The 22,130-nt window shown below is 66.1% G+C and carries 15 protein-coding genes; 5 read left to right on the forward strand and 10 right to left on the reverse strand.

Features of this window, described 5'->3' with window-relative positions; genetic code table 11:
- Positions 1–21: 21 nt before the first annotated feature.
- The 8 genes from DFR29_RS12215 to DFR29_RS12250 all read right to left on the reverse strand — a co-directional run bounded on the left by DFR29_RS12215 (position 22) and on the right by DFR29_RS12250 (position 10,482).
- Positions 22–1,749: a PQQ-dependent dehydrogenase, methanol/ethanol family gene (locus DFR29_RS12215; protein ID WP_133818877.1), complete on the reverse strand. Its 1,728-nt coding sequence runs from the start codon at positions 1,747–1,749 to the stop codon at positions 22–24.
- A 56-nt stretch (positions 1,750–1,805) separates the two neighbouring features.
- Positions 1,806–2,411, reverse strand: coding sequence for a QcrA and Rieske domain-containing protein (locus tag DFR29_RS12220; protein WP_133818878.1), 606 nt, complete (start codon positions 2,409–2,411; stop codon positions 1,806–1,808).
- Between the two features lie 22 nt (positions 2,412–2,433).
- Positions 2,434–3,870 carry an aldehyde dehydrogenase gene (gene aldA, locus DFR29_RS12225; protein WP_133818879.1) on the reverse strand — a complete coding sequence of 479 codons (1,437 nt, stop codon included), beginning with the start codon at positions 3,868–3,870 and terminating at the stop codon, positions 2,434–2,436.
- Between the two features lie 56 nt (positions 3,871–3,926).
- Positions 3,927–4,802 carry a transporter gene (locus DFR29_RS12230; protein WP_133818880.1) on the reverse strand — a complete coding sequence of 292 codons (876 nt, stop codon included), beginning with the start codon at positions 4,800–4,802 and terminating at the stop codon, positions 3,927–3,929.
- A gap of 680 nt (positions 4,803–5,482) precedes the next feature.
- Entirely contained in the window at positions 5,483–7,480 is a 1,998-nt protein-coding gene (locus tag DFR29_RS12235) for a sigma-54-dependent Fis family transcriptional regulator (RefSeq protein WP_133818881.1), read from the reverse strand.
- Between the two features lie 61 nt (positions 7,481–7,541).
- Complete coding sequence (locus DFR29_RS12240; protein ID WP_133818882.1) at positions 7,542–9,023, reverse strand: LutB/LldF family L-lactate oxidation iron-sulfur protein; 1,482 nt, start codon at positions 9,021–9,023, stop codon at positions 7,542–7,544.
- Positions 9,020–9,703 (reverse strand): LutC/YkgG family protein, encoded by a 684-nt coding sequence (locus DFR29_RS12245; RefSeq protein ID WP_133818883.1) that lies wholly within the window; start codon positions 9,701–9,703, stop codon positions 9,020–9,022. Before DFR29_RS12245 ends, DFR29_RS12240 begins: the two co-directional genes overlap by 4 nt.
- Positions 9,700–10,482, reverse strand: a complete 783-nt coding sequence (locus DFR29_RS12250; protein ID WP_133818884.1) for a (Fe-S)-binding protein — start codon at positions 10,480–10,482, stop codon at positions 9,700–9,702. The genes DFR29_RS12245 and DFR29_RS12250 overlap by 4 nt, the downstream gene beginning before the upstream one ends.
- Positions 10,483–10,570: 88 nt before the next feature.
- Here DFR29_RS12250 and DFR29_RS12255 point away from each other — a divergent pair, with 88 nt between their 5' ends.
- The 4 genes from DFR29_RS12255 (at position 10,571) to DFR29_RS12275 (ending at position 15,983) form a co-directional block, all read left to right on the forward strand.
- Positions 10,571–11,290, forward strand: a complete 720-nt coding sequence (locus DFR29_RS12255; RefSeq protein WP_133818885.1) for a FadR/GntR family transcriptional regulator — start codon at positions 10,571–10,573, stop codon at positions 11,288–11,290.
- A 151-nt stretch (positions 11,291–11,441) separates the two neighbouring features.
- Positions 11,442–13,013, forward strand: a complete 1,572-nt coding sequence (locus DFR29_RS12260) for a protein adenylyltransferase SelO (RefSeq protein WP_133818886.1) — start codon at positions 11,442–11,444, stop codon at positions 13,011–13,013.
- A 434-nt stretch (positions 13,014–13,447) separates the two neighbouring features.
- Positions 13,448–14,611, forward strand: coding sequence for an OprO/OprP family phosphate-selective porin (locus DFR29_RS12265; protein WP_133818887.1), 1,164 nt, complete (start codon positions 13,448–13,450; stop codon positions 14,609–14,611).
- A 280-nt stretch (positions 14,612–14,891) separates the two neighbouring features.
- Positions 14,892–15,983, forward strand: coding sequence for a glycosyltransferase family 2 protein (locus DFR29_RS12275; protein WP_243746029.1), 1,092 nt, complete (start codon positions 14,892–14,894; stop codon positions 15,981–15,983).
- A gap of 47 nt (positions 15,984–16,030) precedes the next feature.
- Here DFR29_RS12275 and DFR29_RS12280 read toward each other — a convergent pair whose 3' ends face one another.
- On the reverse strand, positions 16,031–17,845 hold the full coding sequence (locus DFR29_RS12280) for an N-acetylmuramoyl-L-alanine amidase (protein ID WP_208113582.1): 1,815 nt from the start codon (positions 17,843–17,845) through the stop codon (positions 16,031–16,033).
- A gap of 555 nt (positions 17,846–18,400) precedes the next feature.
- On the opposite strand from DFR29_RS12280, the gene DFR29_RS12285 reads away from it, so the two are divergent.
- Positions 18,401–20,830 (forward strand): winged helix-turn-helix domain-containing protein, encoded by a 2,430-nt coding sequence (locus DFR29_RS12285; protein ID WP_133818889.1) that lies wholly within the window; start codon positions 18,401–18,403, stop codon positions 20,828–20,830.
- A 263-nt stretch (positions 20,831–21,093) separates the two neighbouring features.
- On the opposite strand, the gene DFR29_RS12290 is transcribed toward DFR29_RS12285, so the two are convergent.
- Positions 21,094–22,104 carry a hypothetical protein gene (locus DFR29_RS12290; RefSeq protein WP_133818890.1) on the reverse strand — a complete coding sequence of 337 codons (1,011 nt, stop codon included), beginning with the start codon at positions 22,102–22,104 and terminating at the stop codon, positions 21,094–21,096.
- Between the last annotated feature and the right edge of the window lie 26 nt (positions 22,105–22,130).

The raw sequence follows: 22,130 nt of genomic DNA on the forward strand, positions 1-22,130 counted from the left end.
AGCGTATCGAAGCAACGACAATCAGTCGCCGAGGGCGAACACCCAGACCGAGCCGCCTTCGGGTACGGCCTTTTCCCAGCCGGCCAGGTCATGCATCTTGCCCTGGATCCACTGCGCGTCTACACCCCAGCCTGACACCACGGCGATGTACTGCTTGCCGTCGATGGAGAAGCTGCTCGGCGGCGAGATGATTCCCGACGGCGTGGGGAATTCCCACAGCAGCTTGCCGCTCTTGGCGTCGTAGGCGCGGAACATCTTGTCGTTGGTGCCGCCGGCAAACAGCACGCCGCCGGCCGTGGTCAGGATGGAGCCCCAGTTCCACGAATGCGCATACGTGTCGCGCCAGACTTCCTTGCCACTGTTGATGTCCCAGGCCTGGATGCCGCCGATGTAGGGGAAGTCTTTCTTGACTGACAGATCCAGCCGGTTGATGTCCACGCCGGCTGACCACTGGCCCGGTATGCGCTGCTGGATCATGCCGGTCAGGGTGAGGCAGTGGTTGTCGTTGAACGGGATATACAGCATGCCCGTATTCGGGTTGTACGCCTCGTACGGCCAGTCCTTGCCGCCCCACAGGCTGGGACAGTAGGTGCGCGTCTTGCCGGTCGCCGGCTTGCCGTCTTCGTTGTAAGTCGGCCGGCCGGTCTTGGGATCGATGCTCTTGAAGACCGTGTTGGTGACGTAGCCTTCGGATTTCTGGTAACTGATCTTGCCCTTGGCATCGCGGTCCAGCCAGTACAGGCGGCCGTTGCGCTGCGCGCTGATCAGGCCCGTCACCTTCTTGCCGTTGCGATCGAAATCGACCAGCGTCGGCGCGTTCATGCCGGCCCAGTCCCAGGAATCGTTCCAGTGGTACTGGTAATGGCTGAGGATGTTGCCGTTGGCCGGATCCAGCGACAGCACCGAGGCGAGATAGAGGTTGTCACCGGGACGCTGGTCGCCCAGCCAGGGCGCACCGTTGCCGACGCCCCAGTAGATCACGTCGTTCTTCACGTCGTAGTTGCCCGGCATCCACATCGTGCCGCCGCCGTTCTTCCAGGCGTCTTTCCATTCGCCGGTCTGCGGCCAGGTTTCCGAACCTGGCTCGCCCGGCGCCGGCACGCTGTAGCGCGTCCAGGCCAGCTTGCCGGTCTCGGCGTCGAAGGCCTTGAGGAAGCCGCGCACGCCGAACTCGCCGCCCGACGGGCCTATCATCACCTTGCCCTTCACCACCAGCGGCGCCGAGGTGATGTAGGCGCTCTCGGTCTCCCAGTCGCAGACCTGCGCTTCCCAGACCAGCTTGCCGGTCTTCGCATCCAGCGCGCTGAGCATGCAGTCGACGCTGCCGACATAGACCTTGTCGTTCCACAAGGCCACGCCGCGATTCGTGCGGTGCAATGCGCCGATGCCTTCGGGTACCTCGCGCGTGAATTTCCACAGCACCTTGCCGGTTTTCGCGTGGTAGGCGATGACGTGGTTGTGCGGCGTCGCGACGAACATGTAGTCGCCGTTGACGATGGCCGGTGCCTCGTGGCCCGAGTTGATGCCCGTCGCGGCAGACCAGACCGGACGAAGCCTGGCGACATTGGCAGTCGTGATCTGGTTCAGCGCGGAATAGCTCCAGCCGGCGTAGTTGCCCTTGGTCAGCAGCCAGTTCTCTGGTTCCGGATTGGCCAGGCGTGCGTCGGTGACGGGCTTGTAGTCGGCCGCGGCGAGTGTGCCCGAGGCGAGTGTCGCGGCCAGTGCGGCGGCGGTCAGCGTGCGTTTCATGCGGTGTTCCTCCCGGTGTTGCAATAGTTTTTTGTGGATTTATGGGTGTGTATCGTCTACGTCGGTGGGCCCAGCGGGCCGTCGAATTTCGCCGCCACGACGAGCGCGCCGTCCTGGATCGCCAGCGGCAGCATGGCGAGCCGGCGCGTGGCCGGTCCCTGGGTCACGGCGCCACGGTCGGCCGCATCGAATACCGAACCGTGGCAGTTGCAGACGATCTGGCTCTGGCTCGGATGCAAGGTGGTGATGGGGCAGCCGTAGTGCGTGCACACGGCCGAGAACGCGACGATGCCGTCCGCGGCGTTTTTCGCGCTGGCGGGCTTGAGTGCCTCGGGCTTGAGCCGCACCACCGTGAGCAGGCCGACGCGGGATACCAGCACCTTGCCGCTGGCTGGATCGAGCGGATAGGCCAGCGTCGGCACCGCGCCGACGACGAGGTCGGCGGGCTTGATTTCCTGGTCCTTGCGCTCGCCCACCATGAAGGCGAGGCGGTCGCCGGGCTCGGGCTTGGTGCCGCGCGCTGCGGGTGCACCGACGCTCTCGCCGAGTGCGGCCAGCGGCGCCAGCGCGGCCAGGGCGAGGGCGCCGCCGAGCATGCTGCGGCGGGCCGGGTCGTGCGCGGTACAGGCGCAGCGGCAGGGAGAATGGCTGGATTTCGTCATGTCTGGCTTCCTACTGCCTCGCTTACGGCGTCTGCAGGTAGACGACGTGGGTTTCGGTGAATTCGTACAGGCCGTGCTTGCCGTCGGCACCGCCGATGCCGGATTTGCGCCGGCCCGCATGGAAACCCTGCATCGCCTCGAAATGCTCGCGATTGATGTAGGTTTCGCCGAAGCGCAGTTCGCGCACGGCGCGCATGGCCGAATTGATATTGCTGGTGAAGATCGACGAGGTCAGGCCGAACTCGGAATCGTTGGACAGGGCGATCGCCTCGTCCAGGCTGTCGACCACCTGCACCGGCAGCACCGGACCGAAGATTTCCTTGCGCATGATGTCCATGTCGGCGCGGGCATCGACGATCAGGGTCGGTTCGTAGTGAAAGCCCTGTGCCAGCTGTGCGCGCTGGCCGCCGGTGACGATGGTGGCGCCGTCGCGCTTGGCCTGTTCCACCATGGCCGCCACCTTGTCCAGGCCGGCCTGGTTGATCAGCGGTCCCATCTGCAGGTCGGCATCGACCGACGGATCGCCGTAGCGCGTGGCCTGCATATGCGCGGCGAGCTTCTGCACCAGTGCATCGTGTACGCCGCGTTCCACATAGACGCGTTCGGCACAATTGCACACCTGGCCGGTATTGATCACGCGCGAGTCGTAGATGGCCTTGGCGGCGAGGTCGAGATCGGCGTCGGCCAGTACGATAGCCGGTGCCTTGCCGCCGAGTTCCAGGTTCACCCGGGTCAGATGGCGGCCGGCCGCCTGCATGATGCGGCTGCCGGTGGCGACGCTGCCGGTGAAGGTGATCAGGTCGACATCGGGGTTGGATACCAGCGCGTCGCCGGCGGTGGCGCCGCGACCGCCGACCAGGTTGAATACGCCGGCGGGCAGGTCGGTCTCGCTGACCAGCTGGGCGAATTCGAACGCGTTGATCGGCGTCTCCTCGCTGGGCTTGATCACGATGGTATTGCCGGTGACCAGGGCCGGCGCGAGCTTTCGCGCAATCAGGAAAAAGGGAAAATTCCATGGCAGGATGCCGGCGACCACGCCGACCGGCTTGCGCAACAGGAAAATTGTTTCATTGGCGCGGTCGCTGCTCAGCACCTCGCCTTCGAGGCGCCGTGCCCATTCGGCCATGTAGTCGATGTAGTCGGCGGTGAAGTCGACTTCCACTTGGGCCAGCCCGGGCACCTTGCCCTGTTCGCGCACGATGATGCCGGCCAGCTCGGTGCGCCGCTCACGTACCTTGGCGGCAATCTGGCGCAGGTGATTCGCCCGCTGGATCGGCGCGAGTTTCTCCCAGGCCGGCTGGGCGCGCCGCGCCGCGGCCACGGCGCTGGCGATGGTGTCGGCGCTGCTGTCGGGAATACGCGCCAGCAACGCGCCGTTGGCCGGGTTGGTCACGTCGATCGTGGCGCCGTCGGACGGTACGAACGCACCGTCGACATAGTTTTTATACAAAGTTGTCATTGTGCTTTCCTTATCGGCGGGCAGGGGCGGGCGCCGCGTGCGTATGCGTGCCGCGGTTACCAGACATAGGCGTATTTCAGGTTGAAGCTGTCGTTGACCGCGTGGTTTTCGCCGTCGAGCGAGGTCGAATAGCGCAGGGTGATCGACTGGTTGTCGAAGGTGTGGATCATCAGTCCGGCGCCGCCGTCCAGCGCCCAGGATGCGGGGCGGCCGTCCTTGCTGCCGCTGCGCTCGTGATCCAGCGCGAGGAAAGGTTCCAGTCGGCGGTTGGCGCGGTAGGCGAAGCGGTGGTTCTGGTGCCAGCTCATGGCCGGCTTGAAGCCGTCGTCGCGCGTGCCCTGCCAGACGAAGCCGGCGTCGCCGGTCCAGCCGAATTTGTCGCCGATGCGCCAGTCCCAGAACAGGCTGGACAGGTTTTTCCAGTTGGTATCGCTGATGCGGTCGGTGCCGACTGGCACCTGCAGGAAAGACTGGAAACCCAGGGTCAGGTTGGGCCGCGCCTTGTACCAGATGGCGAAGCCGGTCAGCGGATCGCCCAGGCCGCTGATATGCCGGTCGCCCTCGGGCGCCTGGCGGTTGCGGATCGCCACTTCCGGCACGATCACTTCCCAGGCCACGCCGATCTTGCGGTTCGATTCCGGCGTCCAGAAGCGCACGTATTTCGACAGGCCGCTGATCAGCTGGCTGCCGCTGCCGTCGACCTTGTCGCCGTTGGCGTCGAAGACGCGGTCGTTGTCCTGGATGGTTGCATATTGAACAAATACATTGAACGGCTTGAAGTCGACCGGCAGCTCGTATTCGCGCGGGCCGATCACGTCGAAGGTGGTCTGCGCGATGCTGCTGCCGGCGTAGGCGAGCAAGGCGGCAGCGATGGCGTGTGCAGGCAAAAAGCGGCGCCGCGACGCTGGCGGCGTCGTCGAAGAAATGGCCATGTAATCCTCCCGTATGAATGCTGCGGAGCGCTGCGGGCTTTGTGCGCCCCTGTCGCGCATCCGTCCTGTTCGCGAGGCTTCGGCGCCGGTCTGTGCCGGTGTCCGCGCCTGACCAGTCATCGCAAGTCACGTGCCAGCGCGCCTTGCTGCAAGGCAGCAGACCAGGTGATTGATCCTTATGAAGGCCTTGTGCGACCGCACATTAATCACCGCGCTGCTGCGACAGCGCGACGCGCACAGGTGTCGCTGCTGCTGCGACAGGTGTCGCAGGCGAAAACCAAGTGCTGCGGTGCTTTGCTGCGGATTTCTGCGTTATTCGCAGGCAGCCGGGTGGTGCATTGGAAGCGCAGGTGGCTCCGTTGCAGATTGGGTAAAGAAATAATTTAAAAAATATAGTTTTGTGTATATAGCGGAGCGATGCCCGGCCTGTATCAGGCTGGAAAATCGCGCCGCGGGGTGCTACGGCTTGCTTTCGTCGCAAGACCTTGCGGTGCAATTCGCTACGCTTATCGCACCCTACGAAAGCCCAGGCTGGCTAATCGCGTTCTGTGGGGCGCGATGAGCAACGCGAATTGCGCCGCGCGGTCGCGGCGTTGCCGTGCCGCAAGTCTTGCGGTGCAAGCGGTGCAATTCGCTACGCTCATCGCACGCTGCCAAGACTGTCTGCTGCGCGCGCGCCGTCAGCTCAACTGCGTCGGCGACAGGATGCCGTGGCGTTTCATGCGCCGGTAGATGGTGGCGCGGCACAGGCCGAGTTCGCGCGCGGCATCGCTGATGTTCCAGCGGTGGCGGCGCAAGGTGGCCAGCAGCAGCGCGCGTTCGTCCAGCGCGCAGATGGCTGCGGCGGGTTCGTGGCCGCTGTGGCTCAGGGCGAAGCCGGTCGGTTCGGGCGGCGGTTCTGCCGCATCGAGGATTTCCTGCGGCAGATGCCAGACATCGATCGCTTCGCCGTCGGCGATCGACAGGGCAAAGCGCAGCGCATTGCGCAGCTCGCGCACATTGCCCGGCCAGTCGTAGCGCAGTAGCAGTTCGCGTGCATCGTCGGCCAGGGCCGCGTTCGCGTTCATGGCGCTGGCCTCGGCCTGCAGGATGGTTTCGATGAGGAAATCCTTGTCGCTGCGCTCGCGCAGCGGCGGCAGCGCCAGCGTCGCGCCGCAGAGACGGTAGTACAGATCCTCGCGGAAGGTGCCGGCAACGATCTGCCGGCGCAGGTCGCGGTGCGAGGCGGCGACCACGTGCAAGTCCACAGCAACGGGTTTTTCCGCACCCAGCGGCAGTACTTCGCGCTCCGCCAGTACGCGCAGCAGGCGCGTCTGCAGCAGCAGCGGCATGTCGCCGATTTCGTCGAGAAACAAGGTACCGCCGTCGGAACGCTGGATCAGTCCCTTCATCCCCTTGCTGCGCGCACCGGTGAAAGTGCCGGCGGTATAGCCGAACAATTCGCTTTCGATCAGCGATTCGGGAATCGCCGCGCAATTCACCGCGACGAAGGCGGCCGCCGCGCGCCGGCTGGCGTCGTGCAGCGCCCTCGCCAGCACTTCCTTGCCGGTGCCGGTATCGCCCTGGATCAGGATGGAAATAGGCTTGTCGACCAGGCGTGCCGCGCGTTCCAGCAGCGTGCTCATGCGCGCATCGCCGCCACCGAGCCGGGCCAGCACGTCGTGCTTGCGCGGATTGGCCTGCGCCTCGCTGTCGTTGCTGCGCTGCCAGCGCGGCGCGGTCTTCGGCGCGATCATGCTGGCGTGATAGCCCTGGCCGTCCCAGGTGGTGACGATGCTGCTGGCGTCGCCCGTGCCCTTGGTCAGGCGCCAGATCGCGTCGATGCGCGAGCCGAAAACGCCAGACAGGTGGCTGCCGACCACGCTGGCACGCGCTTCGCGCGTCAGCCCGGCCGAATCGAGCAGGCGCAGGTAGCGCCGCGCATCGGTATTCGCGCCGACGATGCGGCCGTCGCGGTCCACGGCCAGCATCAGTTCGCCGCAGACATCGACCAATGGCCCGGCCGTACCCAGGCGCAGAATCCATTGGTCGCGGAACTGGTGCATGAAATTGGCGTCTTCGATCATGCGCCCGTACAGCACGGTGAGATGCCGCGCCAGATGCTGGCTTTCCCGCGCATCCGGCGAGGACAGCGCGGAAATATCCAGTGCGCCGAGAAAGCCGCCATGCGGGTCGAACAGTGGCGTGCAGGTGCAGCTCAGGCCGACGTTGCCGATGTAGAAATGGTCTTCGCGATGGCAGGTCAGGGTATTGCGTTCGGCGATGCAGGTGCCGATGCCGTTGGTACCTGCATGCACTTCGTTCCAGTTCGCGCCGAGCAGCAGGCCGGCGCGCTTGAGCGAGGCATCCCAGGTGTCGTTGCCGATGTAGTCGATGGTGACGCCTTCGGCATCGGTCAGCATTAATACGTAGCCCAGCGCGGACACATGCTTGTACAGCTGCTCCATGCCGGCGCGGGCGACGTGCAGGTATTCCTCGTTGAGCTGGCGGCATTCGCGCAGCCGCGTCGAGGTTTCGATGCGCACGTCCGGCAGCAAGGTGGGGTCGAGTTCGTGTTCGCGCACGCAGCGGCGCCAGGAGCGGTGGATCAGCGCGGTATTCGCATCCAGCGCCGGCAGCTGCGGCGAATGCACCACGCGCAGGATGGTCTGTATATGTTGCTCGACGACGATGCTCATGCGCCCCCCTTCCGGTTGCGCGCTCCGGCGCTTCCTTCCGTTTGAAAATTTGCCGGATCGTTCAATCCGGCGAGTGTCTGTCGCGCAGCGCCTTGCGGGAATGCAGCGGCGTACGTGTCGCCAGCTGTTCGCGTAGCGAGCGTCGTGCCGGGCGCAGCGGCGCGCGGGTACGGGTCCAGCCGCTGCGGGCGGCAACCGCCAGTACGCGCAGGCGCGGTGCGATCCAGGCAAACAGCGCATACAGCGCGCTGTGCGCATAGAGCAGGCGCCAGGCCTTCCAGGCAACAACCTCGACGATGCTACGCGCCGCGCCCTGGCCCTTCAACGCCTGCCGTTGCTGCGCTGCGGGATGCGAGTGCCTGCCGGCTTCGCGCAGACGCATCAGCAGATCGGGAATCGGTATGCCGACCGGACATACCTCGCCACAGGCACCGCACAGGCTGGATGCAGTCGGCAGATCGCGCGTGCTGTCCAGGTTCATCAGGTGCGGCGAGATGATGGCGCCTATCGGCCCGGGATACGTGGTGCCGTAGGAAAGCCCGCCGATGCGCGCATATACGGGGCAGTGGTTCATGCACGCGCCGCAACGTATGCACTGCAAGGTGGCGCGGAAATGCTCCTCGCGATAGGCCTGGCTGCGGCCGTTGTCGAGCAGGATCAGGTGCACTTCGCGCGGCCCGTCCTTTTCGTCCGCGCGGCGCGGCCCGCTGATCACATTGAGGTAGGTCGTCACGGCCTGGCCCGTCGCCGAGCGCGTCAGCAAAGTGAACAATGGAGCAATGTGATCAAGCGTGGCGACTACTTTCTCGATGCCGGTGATGGCGATATGCACATCGGGTACCGTCGTCGACAGCCGGCCGTTGCCTTCGTTCTCCACCAGCACCAGGCTGCCGGTTTCGGCGACGAGGAAATTCACGCCGGAAACGCCGATCTTCGCCGTGCGGAACTCATTGCGCAGCGCGCGCCGGCCGATGGCGATGAGTTCTTCCACGTCTTCGGTATAGCCGGCGCCGGGAATATGCGTGGCGAAGATCTTGGCCACGTCTTCCTTGGTCTTGTGGATGGCCGGCATGATGATGTGGCTGGGCCGGTCGCCGTCGAGCTGCAATATGTATTCGCCCATGTCGGTTTCGATGCAGGCGATGCCGTGGGCGGCCATCTCGTGGTTCAGGCCGATTTCCTCACTGACCATGGACTTGCCCTTGACCATCGTCGGGGCGTCGTGGCGGCGCGCCAGGTCGAGGAAGATCGCATTCGCCGCGGCAGCATCCTCGGCCCAGTGCAGGTGGATGCCGTTTTCGTGCAGGCGCGTTTCCAGCTGCATCAGCAGCTGCGGCAGGTTGGCCAGGGCGTGCTGGCGAATCTGCTTGCCCAGGTCGCGCAGTTCGGCGAAGGCGTCCGCATCGGGAAACTGCGCTGCGCGCTTGTCGGTCAGGAAATCCATCGCGCCGCGGAAATTGCGCCGCAATACCGGATCGGCCAGTACCAGGCGCGAATTGTCCTTGAACGCGCGCGGGTCGGCGGTAGGCCGCTCGGCACTCATGCGCCTGCCTCCCCGTGCAGCAGCAGGATGACCAGCTGTTTCGGCCCGTGCGCGCCGTAGACCAGCAGGCGCTGGATATCCGCCGTCTTGGACGGGCCGGTCACGAGCAGGGCATTGGTCGGCAGCTGTCCGGCCCAGCGCTGCGCTTGCATCGCCGCGTACAGGGTTTCGTGCAGTGTGTGCGCGTGCAGCACGGCGATATGGATGGGCGGCACCAGCGACAGAGTGCGCGGTTCGTCCGCATCGGGCCAGACGATCAGGCTGCCAGTGTCGGCGATGCCGCCCCGCGTCGTGCTGATGCCCGCGTCGATCTGGTCGAACAGCACCGGCTTGAAGGTTTCCATGGTTTCGTCGTACCAGTGCAGCGATGTCGCCGGTGCCAGCGCGGCGATTCCCGCGGCAAGCGGTGTAGTGCGCCCGGCCAGCAGATGGCGGATCCCCTTTGCGGCAACGATGCGTGCAAGCGCCTCGGCCCAGTTGTGCGCGGTGCAATCGACCACTTCGGCGCGCCAACTGCGCGCGCGTTCGGCAAAGCGTGTAGCGATGCTGCTGCGCTCTGGCGTGGCGAGCCTGCCGTAATAGGCGGCCACGCCGGGCGCTGTGCCGGTGTCTGCCGGCGCGGCTTCGCGCAAGCGCGCCAGGATCGCGCTGCGCGCACGGGCATTGTCGGCGGGGTTCATGCGGCGGGCTCGCTGTCGAGTCGCAGGCGGTTGCGCAGGAAGCTCGCGATATGCTGGCCGCGCAGCGGCTCGCCGCGTTTTTCCAGCGTGGTGTTGAGGTTCAGCAGGCAGCCGCAGTCGGCGCTGACATAGCGGCTGCAGCCAGTGGCCAGCAGCGCATCGACCTTGTCGCCGGCCATCGCCGCAGAAATTTCCGCGTGCTTGATGCTGAAGGTGCCGCCGAAGCCGCAGCATTCGGGTTCGTGTTCCTGCGTGCGCAGTTCGACGCCGGGCAGGGTATTCAACAGCTGCCGCCCGCTGCGCAGCGCATCCGTCTCGCGGCGCGCACTGCAGGAAGTGTGCAGGCATAGCGCGATCGCTTCGTTCTGCGCGGCAGTGAGATCCAGCCCCAGCGTGGCCACGACGAAATCGGTGAACTCGACCACGCGCTCAGCCACCGCGGCAGCGCGCGCGGCAAGGGCCGCGTCGTCGGCAAACAGGCGCGGCCAGTGGTGGCGGATCATGCCGGCGCAGGAACCTGACGGCACGACGATGGGCCAGGGCTGGGCAAACAGGTCGAGCTGCGTGCGCGCGACGGCGCGCGCATCGGCAGGGAAGCCGCTGGTATAAGCCGGCTGGCCGCAGCAGGTCTGCGCAGCGGGAAAGCTCACGCGCACACCGGCGTGTTCCAGCACGGCAATTGCGTCCATGCCGGCTTCGGGCATGAACAGGTCGACCACGCAGGTGGCGAAGAAATACACGTCGGCAGGACGGTCGTGGCGGGGAATAGGCGGGTTCATGGGCTATCCGTTGGCTGGGCGCAGTCTCGCGCCGGCTCGCCCAGGCGGTATATTGGTCAGACCAATTTTCTCCCGTGGCCAGTCCGGCATGAGCAGCCAGGTCGACGAAGTCAGCACGCAACTGGAACAGGCCATCGCGGCAGGCCGCTATACGCCGGCACGCCGGCTGCCGGCGGAACGCGCGCTGGCCGTGCAGTTCTGCGTATCCCGCGCCACCGTGCGCGAGGCGATCGGCAGCCTGGTGGCGCGTGGCCTGCTGCAGCGCCGGCCGGGCGACGGCACCTATGTATTGCCCGAGTCGGACCGGCGCATGGCGGAAGTCTGGCTGGACATGGTGCAGCGCCACCCGGCCTTGCAGGGCGACCTGATCGAATTCCGCGCCATGCTGGAAAGCCGCGCCGCCGAACTGGCTGCGCTGCGCCGCGATGCCGACGACTGCCTGCGCCTGCAGGCCGCGCATGCCGCTGTCGATGCGGCTTATGCGGGCAGCGACCGCGACGAACAGATCCGCAGCGACGTGGCCTTTCATCGCGCGATTGCCGCGGCCACGCACAACCCGGTGTTTTCCTACCTGACCTCGTCCTTGCTCAAGGTGATGCACGAACACGTGCAGCTGAGCCTGGCCGGGCTGCAGCCGCAATCGAGTACGGCACAGCAGTTGCGTGTGCAGCATGACGCGCTGCTCGCCGCCATCGTCGATGGCGATGCGGTACGCGCACGTGCCGCCGCAGGCCAGCATATGGATTTCGTCGCGGTGCGCCTGAATGCGCTGGCACAGCGGCCACGCCGGGCGGCGGCGCGCCGGTGAAGCGAGGGCGAAGCAGTTCGCGCGTATTGGCCGATGCGGCCGTGCCGGCTTGGGTTTGCGCCGCCGGCCCCAATTCTCTGCGGCGTCCCGTGCGCGGCGGCGCCAGCGCGAAAGCCGCGTACTCACTCTCTAAATCTGTGCGGAAACCCCAGTGCTGAATTTCCAGTTCGACAATGCGTTCGTGCGTGAACTGCCGGGCGATGCGGAAACCGGTCCACAGACGCGCCAGGTGCACGGCGCGCTGCATTCGCCGGTACTGCCCACGCCCGTGGCCGCGCCGCAGCTGCTGGCCTGGTCGCGCGACGTGGCGCAGCTGCTCGACCTGGATGCGGCCGCGGTCGACTCGGCCGAGTTCGCGCAGGTATTCGGCGGCAATCGCCAGTTGCCGGGCATGCAGCCCTGGGCGGCCAACTACGGTGGCCACCAGTTCGGTCATTGGGCCGGGCAACTCGGCGACGGCCGCGCGATCAGCCTGGGCGAAATCGTCAATCGCGCCGGGCAGCGCTGGGAATTGCAGCTCAAGGGCGCCGGCCCTACGCCGTATTCGCGCCGGGCCGACGGCCGCGCCGTGCTGCGTTCGTCGATCCGCGAATTCCTCTGCAGCGAAGCCATGCATCACCTCGGCGTGCCGACCACGCGTGCGCTATGCCTGATCGGTACGGGCGAAGACGTGGTGCGCGACATGTTCTACGACGGCAATGCGAAGCCCGAGCCCGGTGCCATCGTCTGTCGCGTGGCGCCGTCGTTCGTCCGCTTCGGCAATTTCGAACTGCCGGCCTCGCGCGGTGATCATGCCTTGCTGGCGCAATTGCTCGATTTCACCATCCGCCGCGATTTTCCCGCCATTGCCGCAGCGCATGCGCCCGGCAGCGAGGCGGCGCGCATCGCGTGGTTCGGCGAGGTCTGCACGCGCACCGCGCTGATGATCGCGCAGTGGATGCGCGTCGGCTTCGTGCACGGCGTGATGAATACCGACAACCTGTCGATACTCGGCCTGACCATCGACTACGGCCCTTACGGCTGGATCGACAATTTCGATGCGGACTGGACGCCGAATACCACCGACCGCGAACACCGCCGTTATCGCTTTGGCCAGCAGGTGCAGATTGCCTACTGGAACCTCGGCCGCCTGGCCGGTGCGGTGGCGCCCTTGCTGTCTTCCCACGACGGCCTGCACCAGGGATTGCAGGCCTATGTCGACACCTTCGTCGCGGCCGACCAGGCCACGATTGCGGCCAAGCTCGGCCTGGCTGAGTGCAGCGAAGACGATGTCGCGCTGATGCAGTCGCTGCATGCGCTGATGACCGATGCGGAAGTCGATATGACCTTGTTCTTCCGCGGCCTGGCCGACGTCGACGCGAGCGCGGGCGATGTCGCTGGTTTGCGCGACAGCTTTTACGACGAAGCCAAGTACACGGCCGCCAAGCCCGCCTTCGATGCGTGGTTGCAGCAGTATGCGGCGCGCCTGGCCGAGGACGGCACGCCCCTGCCACAGCGCCGCGCCCGCATGAATGCGGTCAATCCGCGGTATGTATTGCGCAATTACCTGGCGCAGATCGCCATCGACAAGGCAGAGCAGGGCGATCTTTCCAGCGTGCACGAACTGCTCGACACCTTGCGCCGTCCCTACGACGACCAGCCCGGACGCGAACACCTGGCGCAACGCCGGCCTGATTGGGCGCGCTCGCGCGCGGGCTGTTCCATGCTGTCCTGCAGTTCCTGAGTGGCGGTGGTTGCGTTGCGCTTGGTGCGATGAGCAACGCGGATTGCGCCGCGCGGCGATGGAGCTGTCTGGTGCTCGCATGGCGGCGGTGCCATTCGCTGCGCTCATCGCCCCCTACGCAGGGCGGCTACCGTGCCCGAGAGTCCGTGCCGGCGTTTCGTAGGGCGCGATGAGCGACGCGAATTGCGCCGCCCGGCAATGGGACTGCATCGCGGTCTTCGTTTTTCGATAGGTATAAAAATAGATACATTTTTAACTGTATCTTGGGCGTCGGTATGCCCGCTGTAGGCGAAAAACGGGGTTGTCCATCTTACGGATCGTTGTTACATGCGGATGACAAAGGCGTGTCGTTTTACCGTCCAGCCACTGCAATATTTCCGTAACGAGTTCGCAATACCCTGCGCGCCTTCCCAACGCTAACGGGCTTTTAACCCATGAAACTCTGGACTCCGCGTCTTCTTGCCCTTGCCGTCTCCGCGGCCCTCGCCGGCAGCGCCCAGGCCGAGATCGCGATCGACGTGATCAACGGCAGCGAGATCAGCCTCGAAGGCCTGATGCAGGCTGACGGCAACTGGTTCGACAACGATGTCGCCGACCTCAACGCCGCTTCGCCGGTCGGCAACGACGGCAAGGACAGCGAGTTCGACATGCGCCGCGCCGAAGTGATCCTCAAGGGCAAGGGCGGCCGCTTCGACTGGACTGCCGGCTACGACGGCAAGGCGAACAAGTGGCTGGACGCCAACATCAAGTGGAAGCTGGGCACCAACTATGTGCTGGCTGGCCAGTACAAGCAGCCCAACAGCCTGGAAGAACTGACCAGCACGCGGCATAACGATTTCATCGCCAAGGCCATGGTCACCAACCTGTTCGGCGTGGCCCGCCGCGTCGGCGTCGCCTACGGCGACGACTCGCAGAACTTCGGCTACCAGATCAGCTATTTCGGTCGCGAACTGACCCGCAACCTCAACCAGGGCCAGGGCTTCGGCGGCCGCGTCTATTTCGCGCCGATGGCCGAAACCGGAAACATTCTCCACTTTGGTCTTTCTGCTGTCGATTTCGACACCGATGCCGACACGGCGCGTCCGCGCGTGCGTCCGGATGCGGACCAGGCCACCATTCGCCTGGTCGACACCGGCAACATCCTCAATGCCGACCGCCAGCGTACCTACGGCCTGGAAGGCCTCTGGGTCGGCGGCCCGCTGAAAGTGCAGGGCGAATACATGCGTTCGCGCGTGACCCGCACCACCAACCAGCAGGAATGGAGCGGCGACAGCTGGTACGTCTACGGCGTATACAACCTGACCGGCGAAACCTGGGGCTACAAGGCCGGCCTGCCCACCACCAACCTGCCGGACAACCCGTCCAGCGGCATGTGGCAGCTGGGCCTGCGCTACGACGCGACCGATCTGAACGACGGCGCCATCCTCGGTGGCAAGGAAGACAACCTCACCCTGGGCGTGAACTGGTACTGGCGTTCCAACTTCAAGTTCATGCTGAACTACGTCAAGGTCAACAGCAGCAAGTACGTGAGTTCGCTGCGCGCCGAGCTGGACGACAATCCGAACATCCTCGAAGCGCGTGCGCAGTTCTACTGGTAAGCGCTGCGCAATGTCGTAGGGCGCGATGCGCGAAAGCGAATTGCGCCGTAGCGGTTTAGCCTTCTCCCCTACGCCTGCGTGGGGGAGAAGGAACTTTCACCCCTGTGTCAGGCTGTCACGCATCCGGCATCCGGCATCCGGCATCCGGCATCCGGCATCCGGCATCCGGCGTCCGGCGTCCCATCCCGCAACAGGCGCCTGGCGCTGTCTGTCGCGTGTCGCGCATCCTGCGCCCGCGCAGCGTGTCCCATCTCCTCCGTTCTCAGGCAAAATCGCCCTCATGCGCCTTTGCCTATCCATGATCGTCAAGAACGAATCCGCCGTTATCGAACGCTGCCTGCGTTCGGTGCTGCCGCATATCGACTGCTGGGCCATTGCCGATACCGGCTCCACCGACGGCACCCAGCAACTGATCCGCTCCCTGATGCGCGACAAGCCCGGCGAATTGATCGAACGCCCCTGGGTGGATTTCGCGCATAACCGCAACGAGGTGTTGCAGCTGGCGCGCCGGCATGGCGAGCTGGCGCTGGTGATCGATGCGGACGAAATCCTGCATGTAGCCGCCGATGCGGCGCGGCCCGACGGAACCCTGCCGGGACATATGTTCCAGTTCGTGTTCGGACTCACGCGCTACTGGCGCGTCTGCATCGTGCGGCTGGATCGCGACTGGCGCTGGGAAGGCGTGCTGCACGAGGTGCTGGTATCCGAGCATGCTGCCGCCGCGACCAAGCTGGCGGGCTGGCAGATCGAGACCTTTTCCGATGGCGCGCGCAGCCAGGTGCCGGCGGTGCAGAAATACGCGGCCGATGCGGAGATTCTGCGCAAGGCGCTGGAGCGCGATCCCGGCCACACGCGCAATACCTTCTACTACGCGCAAAGCCTGCGCGATGCGGAACGCAACGAGGAATCGCTGGCTGCCTATCGCCGCCGCATCGCACTGGGTGGCTGGGACGAGGAAGTGTTTTATGCCAGGTTCCAGGTGGCGCGCCTGCTGGAACGCCTGAACGCCAGTGCGGCGGAAATCATTGCCGCCTATCTCGACGCCTACGATTTCCGTCCGGCGCGGGCAGAATCGCTGTGCGAGCTGGCGCGCTATCTGCGCCTGCAGCAGCGCTATGCCTCGGCCGTGGTGTTTGCCCGCGTCGCGGCCAGCCTGCCCATGCCCGAGGATCTGCTGTTCGTCGACGACGGTGTCTATTCCTGGCGTGCCAAGGACGAACTGGCCGTGGCGAGCTGGTACTGCGGCGACGGCACCACTTCGGCGGCGCTGTGCGAGGAATTGCTCGGTAGCGGCAGTCTGCCCGACAGCGAGCGTGCGCGTATTCAGACCAATCTCGGCTTTGCGCAGCAGCTGCTGGCGAAGAACGCCTGAAAAAAACCGCTCCGGAGAGCGGTTTTTCTGTGGTGCCGGCTACGCGCTCAGTTGGATTTCCACTGCACGTCGTCGATATACGCGTTCACCGTGAACGTGGTGTGGGCGTGTTCCAGCCAGATCGCATCCAGCGTCACGCTGGCTGCATCGATGCTGCCGTTGCCGCCGACCCAGGCGTCCCACTGGCCGGCATCGGCCAGGTTCCATTCCACATAGGTCCAGGTATTCGCCGCCACGGCTTTCTGCGTGGAGCGTTCGGTGGCCGCGCCGTCGTCGATGCCGACACCGACCGTGAAGCCGCTGCCGCCGACATAGACCCAGAAGCCCACGCGGCCGTTGCGCGAGACGCTGCTGTTGCTGCCGGGCGTGCCGCCGCCGGAGAGGAAGCGCACGGCCCAGTCCTGGGTATTGGCCGGGTTGTCGACCAGGGTCAGGTGTTCGGAGCAGTTGCCGGCCTTGGCAATGGTGCAGTCGCGCTCGGCGGTGGACGTGGCATTGATGCCGGTGGTGCTGCCGGAATAGCTCGGTGTCGAGGTGAAGTGGCCTTCGCTGCTTTCGAAGCTGTCGAGAAGGGTCGTCGTGCCGCCGCTGCCCGGATTGAGCAGGGTGTAGTAGCGGCGCCAGTCCCAGTTGATGCCCGGATCGGTATGGGTATTGTCGGGGAAGTGCTGGTGCCCCTTGACCTTGACCGAGGCAGCCAGCACGACGATGCCGCTGTGGGCGTCGCCGTTGTAGGCGCTGGCGCAGGAGATCGAATAGGTGGAACAGAAATGCCGCGTCAGTGCCGCCGAGGCGTTGTACATCGCCGTTGTATACCAGCTGGCATTGTTGACAAAGCCTTCGTGTTCTATGCCCAGGGTATAGCCGTTCTGGCTGCCGATGTGATGGGCCGCCTGGGATTCGCGCACCATCTGCGTGATCTGGCCGTCGGAGCTGCGGATCAGGTAATGCGCGCTGACCGAGCTGGGGTTGCTCTGGAACCAGGAAATGCTGCCGGCGTACGAGCCCTGCATGGTATGGATGGCGACGGCCGTGATCGACTGGCCGCGGGCATGGAAGTAGGGCGAGGCGACCCACAGCGCGGGGCCGTAGTCGGTACTCTCGATGGCTTCGGTGACGGGATCGGTGCGGCGCAGGGTCTCGTCGACCGTATCGACGTGGTAGCCGTCGACCTCGACACTGCCGCGGCTCACATCCAGGCGCACGAACGGCGCGCGCTGGCGTACCAGGGCATCGAGGCCGAACTGCTTTTCCCAGTCGATCGCGCGCGAGGCAATGCGGATGCCGTCGTCGTCGGCACCGCGGTCGATGCTCAGCAGCACGTCGTAGGCGAAGCTTTCCCGCGCGAACGCATCGATCGCCGATTTACCCGCGGCGACGCCGGCATAGGCCTGCAGCAGGGCGGCTTCGGTGCTGCCGCGGGGCAGTTCGGCCTGGGCGCGGGACAGCAGGGCGGCGGCGGCCATCACGTTCCAGTAGGGCTCTTGCTCGATCTGCGTGCGCGCAATGCCGAGCAGGCTTGCCGCCTCGGCCACCTGGTCGCGGAAGCCATTGCCGTTGTACAGGCCCATCAGGCCGATCGCCGATGGCGCCTCGGCCGCGTCGGTGTAGGCGCCGTCGAGCATCACCCAGCGGCTCTGCACATAGGCGACGCCTTCGAGCAGGCCGGCGGGCAGGCGCGGATAGCGCGCATAGGCCGCGGCGAAATAGTCCGGGAATGCGGCCCGCGCCTGGGCCAGGTCGGCCTGCTTTTTCTCGATGGTGTTTTCGCGACCGATATCGGGCTGGGTCGACTGGGCGCCGGCGGTTGCCGTCATGCCGAGCAGAGCGCTAACCGCCAGGGCCAGACAGGTGTGACGCATACGAGCTTCTCCACGAGGTCTACGTTGAAGGGCCGGCTGGTGCTGCAAAGCTTCAGGGAGCCCGCATACCCGGCCGGCAGGTAAAGCCGGCCGCGGCGAGGCGGACGACAGTGACCGCCGACTCTGCCGCGCGCTGGCGGCGAAGTCATTCCAAATCGATTCCAAAGTGCGCATTGCGGTGTTGGGGCTGGCCTGTGCCGTGACCGTGTCATCGGTTTGTTGCAGTGCATCGTGAAGCTGTGGACAAGGCAGCACATCGGCCAGTTTCTGGCAGTAGCCTGGGGAATTTCCGAAGTGCTGCAGCAAGGCTGCAGGTTTGCGACAGCGTTCGCTGCGCGCCGCGCGGGCTTCTGGCCTGGCCTGTGCCCGCAGGCCGGACAGGAGTGCTCCTGCTCGCCATGGCCGGAAGTTCCCGTCTAGAATGCCGCGACGGTTGCGCTGGGGGGCGTGCCGTTGCAGAACCTTTTCGACAGCAATCGTCGCCCGCGGCTGTATGCCGTGGCGCGTCGCCGTCGGCGCAGGGGCGCCGCGGTGCAGGCCTGGTGGGGAACACCGATGCTGTATCGCTTTGCGGATGTGTGTCTGGACAGTGCTTCGCGACTGATCTGCGGCCCCGATGGGCCGGTGACGGTGCCCAAGCGGGTTTTCGACTGCCTGGCCTATCTGGTCGAGCATCGCGACAGGGCCGTTGCGCGCGACGAACTCATTCTGCACGTGTGGAATCGGCCAAATGTATCCGATACCCAGCTGGCGCAGACCGTCCTGCGCGCGCGCCGCCTGCTCGCCGACGACGGCGTGGAGCAGCGCCTGATCCGCACCGTGCCGGGCTTCGGTTATCACTGGGTAGGGCCGGTACAGGTGGTTGAGACGGCGGAGGACGCGGCCGCTGCGCCCGAGGAACCGGTGCCTGCCGTGGAATCGCTGGCGCTGTCCTTGCCAGACATCGCATCCGCCCCGGCCGACAGCATGCCGCCTGCCGCCGCGGTGCTGCTGGCGGCGGGGTCCTTGCCCATGGCCCGGCCTTCGCGACGCAGCGAGCGCCGCCGTATCGGCTGGAGCCTGGCCGCCATCGCCGCCATCGCGCTGCTGGTACTGTTGTCCAATTTTGTACCTGTCTACCTGCCGGCCGGCGCGAGCGCGGCGGCGACGACGGGCAAGATCATCGTATTGCCGGTGGAAATCGAGGCCGCAGCCGGCACCGACAGTGCCTGGGCGCGGCTGGGCCTGATGGACCTGATTGCGGCGCGCTTGCGCGCCGAGGGCCTGGTCGTACCGCCCAGCGAAAGCGTGCTGGCGGCGCTGGCCGCCGCACGGGAAAACCGCATCGACCTGCCTTTGCGCCCGCAGGACTTGCGCGCCGAACTGCTGATCCAGCCGCGCCTGAGCCGCCTCGCTTCGGGCTGGCAGCTGAGCCTGGAAGGACGCCGCGCCAACGGCATCGACCTGGCATTGCAGCAACAGCACGCGCAGATTCTCGACGCCGCGGTCGCCGCCAGCGATGCCTTGCTCGCCAGCCTCGGCCGCGCGCGCGGCAGCGAACGCACGGCGCAGGACGAAACCGCACTGCGCGTGCGCGCCGGCCTGCTGGGCAATGAGCTGGACAGCATCCGCGAATGGCTGCAGGCACTGCCGCCTGCGCAACGCATGGAGCGCAACACGCGCTATCTCGCCGCCGAACTGGACTACCGCGCCGGCCGCCTGGCCGAATCGCGCAGCGCGCTGGATGCCTTGCTGCTCGACCCACACGTCGACGAAGACGCAACCTTCCGCGGCCGCGTGCTGGTGGCGCGGGGCTCCATCGCCATGCGCCAGCGCGACTATTCCGGCAGCGAGAAAGATTTCGCCGCGGCGATTGCGGCGCTGGACGGCACTACCGCCGGGCGCGATCTGGGCCGGGCACTGATGGGGCGCGGCGGTATCGCCTTGCAGCAGTTGCGCCTGGAGCAGGCCGGCAACGATCTGAGCCGCGCACGCGATCTGCTCGATGCCGCCGGCGACGACCTCGGCGTGGCCCGGGCCGAAGTCAATCTGGCCTTGTTGCAGCGGCGCGGCGGACGTCCGCTGGAAGCGCTGGAGCAGTTGCAGGCGGCGGCGACGCGTTTCGGCAACTATGCCGCGATCAACGAACTCAGCGCGACACTGGCCGGCATCATCGACCTGCAATGCTCGCTGCTGCGCTGGGACGACGCCCTGGCCAGCAGCGAACGCGCCCAGCTGTTGCTGGCGCGCCTGCCCGACAAGCAATTGCGCGCGCGCCTGCTGCAGGGGCGCATCGAGGTATTGACCGGCCTGGGCCGCCTGAGCGAGGCGCAGCAGGCGCTGGACAGCCTGGCTCTGGTTGGCGCCAGCGGCAGCGGCGAAATTGCGCGTGGTGCGCTGCTGGCTGCGGAACTCGCCCTGGCCCGCGGCGAACCCGTCCGTGCTGCGCAGCTGGCGCAGCCGCTATTGGCGCTGGCGCAGTCGGCCGATACGCGCGAATCGGCATTTCATGCCGCCGCGCTGCTCCAGCGCGCCCGGCCCGAACTCGCGCAGCAGGATCTGCTGCCCGGCATTGCACCCGAGGCCGAGCCGCGCGATTGCGTACAGGCCATCATCGTGCGTGCGCGCCGGCTGCAAGGGCAGCAGCGCAACGCCGAGGCCGAAACGCTGCTGCGCAGAGGCTTGGCGTTGACCCTTACCAGCCGCGACCTGCGCGAGCAGCGCAGCGTGGCCGAAGTGCTGTCTGCACTGCTGTTGCAGCAGGGGCGCAGCGTCGAAGCGATGGAAGCGCTGGCGCCGCTGGCCCTGCTCGTGCCGCGGGATTTCGATACCGCCCTGCTGTTCGCCGGCCTGCACCGCGAAATGGCCGACATCAATGCCTGGCAATTCGACCTGCACAAGGCGGCGGCGCTGGCCGGCGAGCGCACCTTGCCGCAGCACCTGACCGCGCCGCTGATCGCAGCAGGCGCCGCCACACCGGCCGAGCTGGCCCACGCCACGCCGTAGGCTGGGGTAAGCCGCAGGCGCACCCCGACAGCGACGCGGCCCACCAGCGAAGAACCCGTGCCGAAGGAATGTTCGCAGTAGCGCGACGCTGGCAACGCGCCCCTCCGGCAGGGGCTTTTTGCTGCGGATACGCCGCGATGCCGGGGTATGCCTGCGGCTTGCCACAACCTAGGCTTTCTATAAGGTTTTCATAGTATTAATTGCGCAGCCGCAGGCATGAACCCCGGAGGGGAGGTTCATGCACTGCCGCGCTGTTGCGCTGCTCAGAACATGCCGCAGGTATCGATCATGTGGCCGCCGTTGCTGTCGATGCTGCCGGTGGTGTCCCACTTGATGTCGACCGAGGCCGAACCGCGGTTGGCGACCGAGGCGTCGGCCTTGGCGCTGAAGGTCAGGCGGTGCGAACACTTGGTTTCCGCGTCGAACTTGCCGGTGCGGCCGGTAGTGCCTGAGCCGAAGGCGTTGCCGCAGTCGACCGAGAACGGAATGTTCGCGAATGCGCTGGACGAATTGCTGTAGCCGAACGGTGCCACCGCGCAGCTGCTGGTGCAGCGGATGCCCGACTGCTGGCCACCCAGGTTCTTGGTCACCATGGTGATGCCGTATACATTTTTATAGGTGCGCTTGTAGGCGCCCCAGGTCAGCGACTTCATGATGTAGCGCGGGTCGCTGGCCAGGCCGCAGCGCGCCGTGACGGCTTCCGTGGCCGGTGCAGCGATGCGTTCTTCCCGCGGCGCATAGCCCTGCGCGCGCAGTTCCCGATGGCCGTTGACGATGGAATCGAGGAACTCGATGTTCGGGTCGAACACCACGCAATGCGCGCGCGCCGACCAGCAGAACTCCACCGCACGATGCTGCTGCACCTGCTTGTCCATCGCTACGGCAATGTCCAGCAGGCGATAGCTGCCCTGGTCCAGCGGCAGGCCGGCTGCGGCAAAGCCGTCCACCGTGGCAGCAAATGCCTCGTTGTTCACCTTGGCCTGGTCGACCGGACCGATGCGCAGCTCGCTCAGGCCGATGGGGCCGTCGTTGGCCTCGATCAGATAGCTGCTGCTGCCGACCAGGCTTTCCAGGCTGCGGCCGGCGATGTCGGTCAGTGCGCCGGCCTGTAGCGTTTCCACGCCGAAGGCGATGCGGCTGTCGGCGTCGCGGGCATAGTCGGCATACAGGGCTTCGGCATAGCCGTTGCGGGCAACATCGGCGGCGAAGGCCGGTACGGCGGTGGCAAGGGCAAGCGCCGCGGCCAGCTGCGACAGAGTGGCAAAGTTTTTCATGTGCATTCCCGTTTGAAAGTAAGCGA

Origin of the sequence: Tahibacter aquaticus, from assembly GCF_004363655.1 — a bacterium.
GTDB lineage: Bacteria > Pseudomonadota > Gammaproteobacteria > Xanthomonadales > Rhodanobacteraceae > Tahibacter > Tahibacter aquaticus.